This window comes from Kitasatospora sp. NPDC097691, assembly GCF_040302665.1.
Lineage (GTDB): Bacteria > Actinomycetota > Actinomycetes > Streptomycetales > Streptomycetaceae > Kitasatospora.
On sequence record NZ_JBEORY010000053.1, the window covers coordinates 18,064 to 30,560 of the forward strand.

The 12,497-nt window shown below is 73.4% G+C and carries 7 protein-coding genes; 2 read left to right on the top strand and 5 right to left on the bottom strand.

Translation table 11 applies throughout. The features are described 5' to 3' along the window. Window positions 1-7: 7 nt before the first annotated feature. From ABTY56_RS29110 to ABTY56_RS29130, 5 genes are all read right to left on the bottom strand, one after another. Entirely contained in the window at window positions 8-970 is a 963-nt protein-coding gene (locus ABTY56_RS29110) for an HpcH/HpaI aldolase/citrate lyase family protein (RefSeq protein ID WP_350632228.1), read from the bottom strand. Window positions 971-1,013: 43 nt separating this feature from the next. Continuing rightward, on the bottom strand, window positions 1,014-3,044 hold the full coding sequence (locus ABTY56_RS29115; protein WP_350632229.1) for an ethylmalonyl-CoA mutase: 2,031 nt from the start codon (window positions 3,042-3,044) through the stop codon (window positions 1,014-1,016). Between the two features lie 10 nt (window positions 3,045-3,054). Further along, entirely contained in the window at window positions 3,055-4,392 is a 1,338-nt protein-coding gene (gene ccrA, locus ABTY56_RS29120; RefSeq protein WP_350632231.1) for a crotonyl-CoA carboxylase/reductase, read from the bottom strand. Window positions 4,393-4,771: 379 nt separating this feature from the next. Next, a complete protein-coding gene (locus ABTY56_RS29125) occupies window positions 4,772-5,692 on the bottom strand; it encodes a TetR family transcriptional regulator (protein WP_350632232.1) in 921 nt (306 codons plus the stop codon). Window positions 5,693-5,937: 245 nt separating this feature from the next. Beyond that, window positions 5,938-7,713, bottom strand: coding sequence for a 3-hydroxyacyl-CoA dehydrogenase family protein (locus ABTY56_RS29130; protein ID WP_350632233.1), 1,776 nt, complete (start codon window positions 7,711-7,713; stop codon window positions 5,938-5,940). A gap of 538 nt (window positions 7,714-8,251) precedes the next feature. Here ABTY56_RS29130 and ABTY56_RS29135 point away from each other — a divergent pair. Continuing rightward, complete coding sequence (locus ABTY56_RS29135; RefSeq protein WP_350632235.1) at window positions 8,252-10,951, top strand: MXAN_6230/SCO0854 family RING domain-containing protein; 2,700 nt, start codon at window positions 8,252-8,254, stop codon at window positions 10,949-10,951. A 76-nt stretch (window positions 10,952-11,027) separates the two neighbouring features. Continuing rightward, a complete protein-coding gene (locus ABTY56_RS29140) occupies window positions 11,028-12,494 on the top strand; it encodes a type I glutamate--ammonia ligase (RefSeq protein WP_350632237.1) in 1,467 nt (488 codons plus the stop codon). Window positions 12,495-12,497: the final 3 nt, after the last annotated feature.

A 12,497-nucleotide genomic window follows, 5' to 3' on the forward strand; every position in this document is an offset into this window, starting at 1 on the left:
CAGGCCCTCAGCTTTCCGGGATCTCGAACTTGGTGGTGCGCTCCATGCCCGCGGCCCGGCCCTTGCCGGCGATGACCAGGGCCATCTTGCGGCTGGCCTCGTCGATCATCTCGTCGCCGAGCATCGCGGAGCCCTTGGCGCCGCCGGCCTCGGAGGTGCAGTAGTCGTAGGCGTCGAGGATCAGCTCGGCGTGGTCGTAGTCCTCCTGCGAGGGCGAGAAGATCTCGTTCGCGGCGGCGACCTGGTCCGGGTGCAGCACCCACTTGCCGTCGAAGCCGAGGGCGGCGGAGCGGCCGGCGACCTCGCGGTAGCCCTCCTGGTTGCGGATCTGCAGGTAGGGGCCGTCGATCGCCTGCAGGTCGTTGGCGCGGGCGGCCATCAGGATGCGCATCAGGATGTAGTGGTACGCGTCGGCCGGGTAGCCGGGCGGCTGCTCGCCGACGACCAGGGACTTCATGTTGATGGAGGCCATGAAGTCGGCGGGGCCGAAGATGATGGTCTCCAGCCGGGGCGAGGCCTCGGCGATGGCGTCGACGTTGATCAGGCCCTTGGCGTTCTCGATCTGCGCCTCGATGCCGATCTTGCCGACCTCGAAGCCCATGGTCTTCTCGATCTGGGTGAGCAGCAGGTCGAGCGCCCTGACCTGCTCGGCGTCCTGGACCTTCGGCAGCATGATGCAGTCGAGGTTGGGGCCGGCGCCCTCGACGACGGTGATCACGTCGCGGTAGGTCCAGTGGGTGGTCCAGTCGTTGACCCGGACGACCTTGGTCTTGTTGCCCCAGTCGCCGTTGTTCAGCGCGTCGACGATGGTGTGGCGGGCGCCCTCCTTGGCCAGCGGGGCGCAGGCGTCCTCCAGGTCGAGGAAGACCTGGTCGGCGGGCAGGCCCTGGGCCTTCTCCAGGAAGCGCGGGTTGCTGCCCGGTACGGCGAGGCAGGAGCGGCGCGGGCGAAGACGGTTCACGTTGCTCATGAGGGTGGTTCGGTTCCTTCCCAGTGGTCAGCTGGTCAGCTGGTCAGTTCGTGGCCGCGGTCGGTGCGGGCGTCCACGGCTGGAGCTTGTTGGCCAGCCGGATCTCGTCCACGATCCGGCCGATGATGGTCGTGATGCCGAAGTCCTTCGGGGTGAACACGGCGGCGACGCCGGCGGCCTTGAGGGCCTCGCCGTCCGCTGCCGGGATGATGCCACCCACGATCACCGGGACATCCTGCACCCCGGCGCGGTTCAGGCGCTTCAGGACGTCGGGCACCAGCTCGCAGTGCGCGCCGGAGAGGATCGACAGACCCACGCAGTGGACGTCCTCCGCGACGGCGGCGGAGACGATCTGCTCCGGGGTCAGCCGGATGCCCTGGTAGACCACCTCGAACCCGGCGTCGCGGGCCCGGACGGCGATCTGCTCGGCGCCGTTGGAGTGCCCGTCCAGGCCGGGCTTGCCGACCAGCAGGCGCAGCTTTCCGGCACCCAGCTCCTCGGCGGTCGCGGCGACCGCGGCACGGACCTGCTCCAGCTCCCCGCCGGGCTCGGCGGCGACCGCGACGGGCGCGCCGCCGACGCCGGTGGGGGCGCGGTACTCGCCGAAGACCTCGCGCAGGGCGAAGGACCACTCGCCGGTGGTGACGCCGGCCCGGGCGCAGGCGAGCGTGGCCGGCATCAGGTTGGCCTCGGTGGCGGCGACGGCCTTGAGCTCGGCCAGCGAGGTCTGGGCGGCGGCCTCGTCGCGCTGTCCGCGCCAGGCCTCCAGGGCGGCGAGCACGGACCGTTCCGAGGCCGGGTCGACCACCATGATCGCGGTGTCGAGGTCGGCGGTGAGCGGGCTCGGCTCGGTGGTGTCGAAGCAGTTGACCCCGACGATCTTGTCCTCGCCGGACTCGATCCGGGCCCGGCGGGCCGCGTGCGAGGCGACCAGGTTGGACTTCAGGTAGCCGGACTCGACGGCCGGGATCACCCCGCCCATCTCCAGCACCTTGGCGATCTCCGCCTCCGCGCCGGCCAGCAGCGCGGCGGTCTTGGTCTCGATCACCTCGGAGCCGTTGAAGATGTCGCCGTACTCCAGCAGGTCCGACTCGTACGCCAGCACCTGCTGGATCCGCAGCGACCACTGCTGGTCCCACGGGCGGGGCAGGCCGAGCGCCTCGTTCCAGGCGGGCAGCTGGACGGCCCGGGCGCGGGCGTCCTTGGAGAGGGTGACGGCCAGCATCTCCAGGACGATCCGCTGGACGTTGTTCTCCGGCTGGGCCTCGGTCAGGCCGAGGGAGTTGACCTGGACGCCGTAGCGGAAGCGCCGCTGCTTGGGGTCCGTCACGCCGTAGCGCTCCAGGGTGACCTTCTCCCAGAGCTGGGCGAAGGCGCGCATCTTGCACATCTCCTCGACGAAGCGCACGCCGGCGTTCACGAAGAAGGAGATCCGGGCGACTACGTCGCCCATCCGCTCGGCGGGCACCTGGCCGGAGTCGCGGACGGCGTCGAGCACCGAGATGGCGGTGCACATCGCGTACGCGATCTCCTGGACGGGCGTGGCCCCGGCCTCCTGCAGGTGGTAGCTGCAGATGTTGATCGGGTTCCACTTGGGGATGTTGCCGACCGTGTAGGCGATCATGTCGGTGATCAGCCGCACCGACGGGCCGGGCGGGAAGACGTGCGTCCCGCGCGACAGGTACTCCTTGACGATGTCGTTCTGGGTGGTGCCGGTGAGCTTGGCGATGTCGGCGCCCTGCTCCTCGGCGACCACCTGGTAGAGCGCCAGCAGCCACATCGCGGTGGCGTTGATCGTCATGGAGGTGTTGGTCTGTTCGAGCGGGATGCCGTCGAACAGGGTGCGCATGTCGCCGACGTGGCCGACCGGGACGCCGACCCGGCCCACCTCGCCGCGGGCGAGGATGTGGTCGGAGTCGTAGCCGGTCTGGGTCGGCAGGTCGAAGGCGACGGACAGGCCGGTCTGGCCCTTCGCCAGGTTCCGCCGGTAGAGCGCGTTGGAGTCGCTCGCGGTGGAGTGGCCGGCGTAGGTGCGCATCAGCCAGGGCCGGTCGCGCTTCTGGGGCTCGGTCATCGGGTCCGTCTCACACGTTTCGGAAGCGGTTGATGGCGTCGAGGTGCTTGGCGCGGAACTCCTGGTCACGCACGCCGAGGCCCTCCTCGGGGGCCAGGCAGAGCACGCCGACCTTGCCCTGGTGCTTGTTGTGGTGCACGTCGATGGCGGCCTGGCCGGTCTCCTCCAGGGAGTAGACCTTGGACAGGGTCGGGTGGATCTTGCCCTTGGCGACCAGGCGGTTGGCCTCGAAGGCCTCGCGGTAGTTGGCGAAGTGCGAGCCGACGATGCGCTTGAGCGACATCCACAGGTAGCGGTTGTCGTACTGGTGCATGTAGCCGGAGGTGGAGGCGCAGGTGACGATGGTGCCGCCCTTGCGGGTGACGTACACCGAGGCGCCGAAGGTCTCGCGGCCCGGGTGCTCGAAGACGATGTCGACGTCCTCGCCGCCGGTGAACTCGCGGATCCTGGAGCCCAGGCGCTTCCACTCGCGCGGGTCCTGGTTGTTCTCGTCCTTCCAGAACTTGTAGCCCTCGGCGGAGCGGTCGATGATCGCCTCGGCGCCCATGGCGCGGCAGATCTCGGCCTTGGCGTCGCTGGAGACCACGCAGATCGGGGTGGCGCCGCCGGCCAGCGCGTACTGGGTGGCGTACGAGCCGAGGCCGCCGCTGGCGCCCCAGATCAGCACGTTGTCGCCCTGCTTCATGCCGGCGCCGTTGCGCGAGACCAGCTGGCGGTACGCGGTGGAGTTGACCAGACCGGGGGAGGCGGCCTCCTCCCAGGTGAGGTGCTTCGGCTTGGGCAGCAGCTGGTTGGTCTTCACCAGTGCGATCTGGGCCAGGCCGCCGAAGTTGGTCTCGAAGCCCCAGATGCGCTGCTCCGGGTCCATCATCGTGTCGTTGTGGCCGTCCGGGGACTCCAGCTCGACCGAGAGGCAGTGCGCGACGACCTCGTCGCCCGGCTTCCAGGAGTTGACGCCCGCGCCGGTGCGCAGCACGACGCCCGCGAGGTCGGAACCGAGGACGTGGTACGGCAGGTCGTGGCGCTTGGTGAGCGGCGACAGCCGGCCGTAGCGCTCCAGGAAGCCGAAGGTGGAGACCGGCTCGAAGATCGAGCTCCACACGGTGTTGTAGTTCACGGAGCTGGCCATGACGGCCACCAGGGCCTCGCCGGGGCCCAGTTCGGGCAGGGCGACCTCGTCGAGGTGAAGGGACTTGCGGGGGTCCTTGTCGCGGCTGTCGAGGCCCGCGAACATCTGCTCCTCGTCCTTGTGGAGCGTCACCGCTCGGTAGGACTCGGGGAGCTTGATCGCCGCGAAGTCCGCCGACGTGCTGTCGGTGCTGAGGATCGCGTCGAGGATTTCCTGCATGGCTGCCTCCGAAGGCGTACCTGTGTGAGGGTCACAGGGCGTCTGGGGGAGCCGGGAGCGGACACCGGCTTCGCTGAGATGGGTGGTGGTCGGGTCAGGCTGGGCGCCCGGGGTGGACCGGGCCGTGCTGGCACTGCTCCCGGGGTGTGGGAACACCGGACGGCGGCGCGCCGAGGTGGGGAGCCGCGGCGCCGCGACTGGTGAGTAACAAGGTAGTGGCACCCTGTGCCACTCGTAAAGACACCGGGTGTCACGAATTCCGACCGGCCGAAAAGGGCCGAAACGGCGCGTGACGCGCGTTGCGCGGGCAGCCGAAAGGCCCGCGCCGACGAATCGGCGCGGGCCTTTGATATCGCTCTGACCTGCGAAAATACTGGGCTTACGGCTCCCGGATACCGCTCAGTGCGGCCCGGATGCTGTCCACCACGACGTCCAGCGGGGCGTCCGTCCGGGCGACTGTGATGAGCACCTCACCTCCGGGACTGGCACTCAGTGCGCTCTCTGCCACGGTGTCACCGGGCATCCCACTGGCACCGGGTGCCACCACAGATCCCCGGCGTCTGGCACCCGGGGCACTGGAGGCCCAGAAGGTCCGCCGGATCACCTCGAAGGAGTGGTCCAGCTGCGCCTCCACGTCCCCCCGCCCGCCGGCCCGCAGCCAGCGCCGCAGCACGTGGTTGTGCGCCGCGACGACCGCCGCCGCCGACACCTCGGCCAGCATCGAGTCGTCCTCGCCGCCGCGCTGCCAGCCGGACGGGATGGACTCGCCGGTGTCGAACCGGCCCAGCAGGTACCGCGTGAACAGCCGCTCGTAGCGGGCCACCACGGCGATCTCCCGCTCGCGCAGCGCCGGGACCTGACGGATCAGCTGGTACCGCGCGACCGACACCCCCGGGGTGGAGGCGTACATCCGCAGCACCTCCTTGATGCCGCGGCAGACCACGTCCAGCGGGTGCTCCTCCGGCTCGGCGCTGGCCAGCAGGTCGGCCACCCGGACGAGGGTGTCGTCGTGGTCCGGGAAGATCGCCTCCTCCTTCGACCGGAAGTACCGGAAGAAGGTGCGCCGGGCCACGCCGGCGGCGGCCGCGATCTGGTCGACCGTGGTCTCCTCGTAGCCCTGCGAGGCGAACAGCTCCATCGCGGCCGTGGCCAGGTCCTGGCGCATCTGCTGGCGCTGCGCCGCCGCCCGGCGGCTGCCCGGCCCGCCCTCCGGCCCGGTACCCCCGGTCGAGGGGGCGGTCCGCTCGGTGCCGTGCGAACCGGCGGGGTGCTGCGGGGAGGCTGACTGAACCCGATCCATGTCCGGAACGCTACACGGCCCCGGGGGCGCGGCCGCGGGCCTTCCCCGGCGCACCGGTGCGACCGGGGCGCTCACGGCCGGCCGGGGCCAGCGCGAGGACACCGCCCCTGGGCTCCAGGCCGGGCGCGCGGCGGGCGCGGCCCCGCGCGGCGGCGTGCCGTTGCCGTGGGCAGCGGCGCCGTACGGAGGGGTCCCGGAGGGCGGGCCGGCCGCGTACGGGCCGCCGCCACCGGGCTGCGGCGTGGTCACCGGCGCGCGTGGTCGCGGAAGCCGCGGCCGGTCTTGCGGCCCAGGCAGCCCGCCGCGACCAGGTGCTCCAGCAGCGGCGCGGCGGCCAGACCGGGCTCGCGGAACTCCTGGTGCAGCACCTGCTCGATGGTCAGCGAGACGTCCAGGCCGACCACGTCCAGCAGCTCGAACGGGCCCATCGGGTAGCCGCAGCCCAGCTTCATCGCGGTGTCGATGTCGTCCACCGTCGCGTAGTGCTCCTGCAGCATCCGCACCGCGTCGTTCAGGTAGGGGAAGAGCAGCGCGTTGACGATGAAACCGGCCCGGTCGCCGCACTCCACCGGGTGCTTGCGGACCTTGGCGGTCAGCTCCAGCACGGTCGCGGTGACGTCCGGCGCGGTCAGCACGGTGGAGACCACCTCGACCAGCTTCATGGCGGGGGCCGGGTTGAAGAAGTGCATGCCGATCACGTCCTGCGGCCGCGAGGTGGCGGTCGCGCAGCTGATCACCGGCAGCGAGGAGGTGGTGGTGGCGAGCACCGCGCCCGGCTTGACGATCTTGTCCAGGGTGGCGAACAGCTCGCGCTTGATCCCCAGGTCCTCGGCCACCGCCTCGACCACCAGGTCGACGTCGGCCAGGTCGGCGTACTGGCCGACCGGGGTGACCAGCGCCAGCGCGGCGTCCCGCTGCTCGGCGGACAGCCGGCCCTTGGCGACCGAGCGCTCCAGGGACTTGGCCAGCTGCGCCTTGGCCCGGTCGGCCTTCTCCTGGCTGCGGGCGGCCAGCAGCACCGGGTGCCCGGCCTTGGCGAACACCTCGGCGATGCCGGTCGCCATGGTGCCCGAGCCGCAGACGCCGACGGTGCGGACCTCGCGGCCCGGCACCTTCGGCAGGGCCGGCCCGGTGGCCGCGTCCACGGCCTTGGACGAGCCCGGCGCCTCGTAGGTGTAGAAGCCGCGGCCGGACTTGCGGCCGAGCAGACCGGCCGAGACCAGCTGGCCGAGGATCGGGGCGGGGGCGTGCAGGCGGTCCCGGGACTGCTCGTACATCGCCTCCAGCACGGTGCGCGCGGTGTCGACGCCGATCAGGTCGAGCAGCGCCAGCGGTCCCATCGGCAGGCCGCAGCCGAGCCGCATCGCGGCGTCGATGTCCTCCCGCGAGGCGTACTTGGACTCGTACATCGAGGCGGCCTGGTTCAGGTACGCGAACAGCAGGCCGTTCACCACGAAGCCGGCCCGGTCGCCGGCGGCCACCGGCTCCTTGCCGAGGTCCCGGGCGAAGGCGGCGGCGTCCTCAGCGGTCTGCGGGGAGGTCAGCACGGTGCGGACCACCTCGACCAGCTTCATGGTGTGCACCGGGTTGAAGAAGTGCAGGCCCAGCACCCGCTCCGGACGGGCGGTCGCGGCGGCGATCCGGGTCACCGACAGGGCGGTGGTGCCGGTGGCCAGCACGGTGGTCTCCGGGCAGATCCGGTCCAGCTCGGCGAAGACCTCCCGCTTCAGCTCCAGCTGCTCGGGCACCTCCTCGATCACCAGGTCCGCGCCGGCGGCGGCCGCCAGCTCGTGCCCGACGGAGATCCGGGCCAGCAGCCCGCTGCGCTCCTCGGCGGTGAGCCGTTCCCGGTCGACCGCGTGCGCGGTCGCCTCCTCGATCCGGGCCAGGGCCCGGGCGGCGGAGTCCTCGGTGGCCTCGATGCCGATCACCCGGCGGCCGCTCTTGGCGACGGCCACCGCGACGCCGGCACCCATCGTGCCGAGGCCGACGACGGCGACGGTGGGGAAGGGACGCTCCATCTGTCCTGACTCCTAGTCATGAAGGGCCCGCGCGTGCTCCGGCGGGCACGCCGCCGCGCCCGTACGCCGGGGGCGGCCGCCGCCGGAGGAGGGTTCACGCGCGGGGGCTTGGGGAGATGACGGGGTGCGGCCCACCCGGGCAGCGGCCGGTCCGCTCCGGCCGAACTGCGGGTGTGCCGTGGTACTCAGGCGCTCGAAGGTGAAGGAAGCGGCTCTGATGCGAGGGAAACCCGGCCCGCCGCGGTTCGCGGCACCGGCCGGTGAAAGCGCACCGCGCGAGCGCCGCAGACACGGCGACCGCAGGCTCCCGCCGGTGCGGCTCCCGAAGCCCGGCGGTGGTGCGTGCGGCCACTGTAGCGAAGCTACTCGCCGGTAGGAAGAGGGCGTGGGCGGAAAACCGTTCGGGCGCGGGGCCCGTGCCCGCTAGGGTGACCGACGCGGGGGCGGCTCCGCGGCGTGCTTCCTTCTCTCATCTTTCACATGACCGAGTGCGCCCACTCTCCGCCCCCGCTTTGTCGTATCCGACGGGGGAAGAGCTGTGAAGAAGCCGAGCGCCGCGGCGCCCGAACACGGGCTGGCCGCCTACCTGCTGCGCCGCCACGGGACGGTCCTGGTCGAGGGCGGGGCCGCGCCCGGAGAGCCGGACCCCTGGACGGCCAAGGGCCTGATCGCCCTGGAGGCCGACCTGGCCCAGCGCGGACACGTCCTGACCCGCGACCTGCGCGCCGCGCTCGGACGGCTGCGCCCGGCCGCACTGGCCGAGGCCGGCACGCGCGTGCTGGCACGGATCGACACGATGCTCGGCGCCGACCGCCGCCACCAGCCGCTGTTCCGCCGCTTCCCCGAGGGCGTTCCCTCCCACGCACAGGCCGACTACTCGGCGGCGATCCGCGGCTACCTCCTCTGCCAGGCGAGCCAGATCTGCCTCTGCTGCGAGCGCAGCAGCCTGGACGCCGGGATCGGCGCGCTCGCCCCCTGCGCGCACCTGCTGTGCGGCGACTGCTACGACGACCTGGTCGAGCCCTTCGACGACCGCCACTGCCCGGTCTGCCGCACCCCGTTGGAGCGGGAGCGCCACCTCCCGACCGACACCCGGGCCGCCCGGCACGCCGCCCGCACCCTCCAGCCGGGCAGCGCCCTGCGCCCGCTGCGCCTGGCCGAGGCCGACGACCCGGCCGAACTCGCCGGCACCGCGCTCGCCGCCCTGCTCGGCCGGCGGACCCCGCTGAACCCGCAGGACCGCGAGGACCTGGCCCTGCTGCTCGACCACGCCCCGGCCGACCCGGCCGCCTGGCTGCCCGTCGAGATCCCGGTCCGGGAGAGCCGCGCCACCGTGCTGGCCGCGCTGCTGCGCCGCGACCCGGAGCACACCCGCCCCCTGCTCGCCGCCCACCTCACCACCGCCACCGACGTCCTGCGGCTGATCTGGGCCTGGTCCGGCGCCGAACCCGACCTGCTGCCCGAGACCGCCCGCACCCTACGGCTGCGCAACCTGCCCCGACCGCTGCGCCGCGAACTCCTCGCCGTCCTGGACGCGTTCCCGGTCGGCACCCTCGCCGAGGACCTGCGCCGCCACCGGCAGCCCTGGCTGCGGGCCGGCGAACTGCTGCACCCGTACGAGCAGCGCGCCCGCTTCCCGTACGCCGCGGCCGCCTTCGCCGTGCTCCGGCAGAGCGACCTCGACCTGCACGGCCTCGGCCCGCAGCTGCGCGAGGCGCCCGCCCCGCTCCGGGTGCGCGAGACGCCCGGCGGCCACACCCGGCTGACCGTGGAGACCTTCGCCGCCCGGGTCGAGCACGCCCTCGGGCAGGGCGACCTGCCCGCCGCCGTGCGCCTGCTGGCCCGCCGCCCCGGCGAACTGGTGCGCCGACTGCACCACCTGCTGCGGGTGCACGCCACCTGGTTCCCCCGCGAACCACTGCCCGCCGAACTCGCCGAGGCGCTGCCGGCGGCACTGGGCGCGGTCGCCCCCGGCCCGCTGCTCGGCGCGTACGGACGGCTGCGCGCGCCGCGCGGGATCGGCGAGCAACGGCTGTACTTCCCGCGCGGCCGGGTCGCCTCGGCGCACTCCCGCCACGACTGGGGCACGCCCGTCCCGGCCGGGCTGAGCGCGCCGGTCTGCGCCCTGATCGAGACCGAACTGCTGCGCCGGGCCGGGAAGTCCGAGCGCTACGACGCGGCCGTGCTGGACGCCGGCCTGGCCGACCTGGTGGTCCCGTTCGCCGAGCGGGCCAGTGCCAAGACCCTGGTCGCCGTGCCGCGCGGCAGTGTGCAGCGGCTCCCGAGCGGGCAGTACCTGCGACTGTTCGTGCACTGGACGCAGCGCCCGCCGCAGCGGGTGGACCTCGACCTGTCGGTCGCCTTCTACGACGAGGAGTGGCAGTTCACCGGCCTGTGCGACTACACCCGGCTGGTGCTCGGCCCGCGTGCCGCCGTCCACTCCGGGGACTTCACCACCGCCCCGCCGCCGCACGGCGCCACCGAGTTCGTCGACCTCGACCTGCGGGCGCTGGGCAAGGCCCGCGCCCGGTACGCCGTGGTGGTGGTGTTCAGCTACAACGACATCCCCTTCGAGGACCTCGCCGACGCGTTCGCCGGCTTCATGACCCTGACCCCCTCCGAGGCGGCCCGGCAGCGCACGGGCGGCTTCCACCCCAGGAGCGTCCGCCAGCGGCTGGACCTCGCCGGGGACGCCAGGATCTGCGTCCCGATGATCGTCGACCTGCAGACCCGCAGCTTCACCTGGACCGACCTCAACGTCGGCTCCGGTGCCGGGTTCCACAACGTCTACCGGCACCACGCCGAGATCGGCTCACTGGCCCAGGCGGTGACCACCCACTTCGCGACGGGCACCCGGGCCACCCTGTGGGACCTCGGCTGCGCCGCCGCCGCGGCCGCCGCCGACGAGGTGTGGGTGCGCGACCGCACCGGCCTCGGGCTGGGGCGCTACCACCGGGGCGCGGACGAGTCGGTGGCGGCCTTCGCCGAGCGGCTGCGCGGGCGGCACGAGAGTGACCACCGCACCGAGCAGCCGGCCGACGACACCGCCCGGCTGATCGCCGAACGCCTCGGCGGATCACGGGTGTTCGCGGCCCTGGTGCACGCCGACGTGCCTGTCCCGGAGGGGGCGAGCGGGACGCTGTACCGGCTCTACCCGGGCCGGCTGGACGCCGCCCCGGACGCCCTGGAGCGGATCACCGCCGGGGAGCTGGTGGCCCGGTTCGCCCCGAACGGGTGAACGGGTGGACGGGCTTCCGTTTGGACCACCCGATAGGGGAGTTACGGAAGCCCACCCGGCGGGGCAGCATGGTGACATGACCATCGGAACCGCCACCGCCGGCCCCACCGCGCCCGGCGCCGCCCAGCCCTCCGGCAGCGCCGGGCCCTTCGGCGCCGCCGGCTCCGCGGCCGCCGTCGCGCTGCCCCCGCGCGCCGAGCGGGCCGAGCGCGCCCAGCTGGCCGCCGACCGGCTGCGCACCGCCGCCGTGGAGGCGGTGGCCGTCACCTGGGTGGACAACGCGGGCGTCACCCGGGTCAAGGCCGTGCCGCTCGGCGGTCTGACGCACGCCGCGCAGTGGGGCGTCGGCACCGCGCCCTGCTTCGACGTGTTCCTCGCCGACGACGCGATCACCACCAGCCCGATCATCGGCGGCCCCACCGGGGACCTCAGGCTCTACCCCGACCTGGAGCGGATCGTCCCGCTGGCCGGCCAGCCCGGCTGGGCCTGGGCCCCGGGGGACAGGTACACCCAGAGCGGCGCCCCGCACCCCGGCTGCCAGCGGCTGTTCGCCCGCCGGGCGCAGGCCGCGGCGGCCGAGCGCGGGCTGAGCCTCAAGGCCGGCATCGAGGTCGAGTGGGTGGTCGCCCTCGCCGGCTCCCCCCAGGAGGAGCCGCAGTACCCGACGCACGGCCCCGCGTACGGGATGCACCGGCTCACCGACCTCTCCGACTACCTGCGCGACGTCCTGCGCGCCCTCGGCGAGCAGGGGCTGAACGTCCTGCAGATCCACCCCGAGTACTCCCCGGGCCAGTTCGAGGTCTCGGTGGCCCCCGAGGGCCCGGTCGGCGCCGCGGACACCTCCGTCCTGGTCCGGCACACCGTCCGGGCCGTCTCCGCCAAGCACGGCCTGCGGGTCTCCTTCGCACCGGTGGTCGAGGCGGGCGCGGTCGGCAACGGCGGGCACCTCCACCTCAGCCTCTGGCGGGACGGGCACAACCTCGGGCACGGCGGCTCCGGCCCGCACGGGCTGACGGCCGAGGCCGAGGGCTTCCTCGCCGGGGTGCTCGACGCGCTGCCCGAACTGCTGGTGCTGGGCTGCTCCAGCCCCGCCGGGTACCTGCGGCTGGTGCCCTCGCACTGGGCCGGCGCCTACCAGTGCTGGGGCCTGGAGAACCGCGAGGCCGCGCTGCGGCTGGTGACCGGCTCCACCGGGGAGCGGGCCGCCGCCGCCAACGCCGAGGTCAAGTGCTTCGACGCCAGCGCCAACCCGTACCTGGCGGTCGGCGCGGTGCTCGCGGCCGGCCTCGCCGGACTGGACCAACGCCGGGCCCTGCCGCCGGAGTTCACCGGGGACCCGGCGGCCGCCGAGCCCGGCACGGTACCGAGGCTGCCGCAGGCCCCCGCCGAGGCGCTGGCCGCGTACGAGCGCTCGGCGGTGCTGCGCGAGGCACTCGGCGAGCCGCTGTACCAGGCGGTGCTCGCGGTGCGCCGGGCGGAGGCCGAGCAGTACGCCACCGCCACGCCCGAGGAGTTGGCCGCGGCCACCCGCTGGCGGTACTGACCG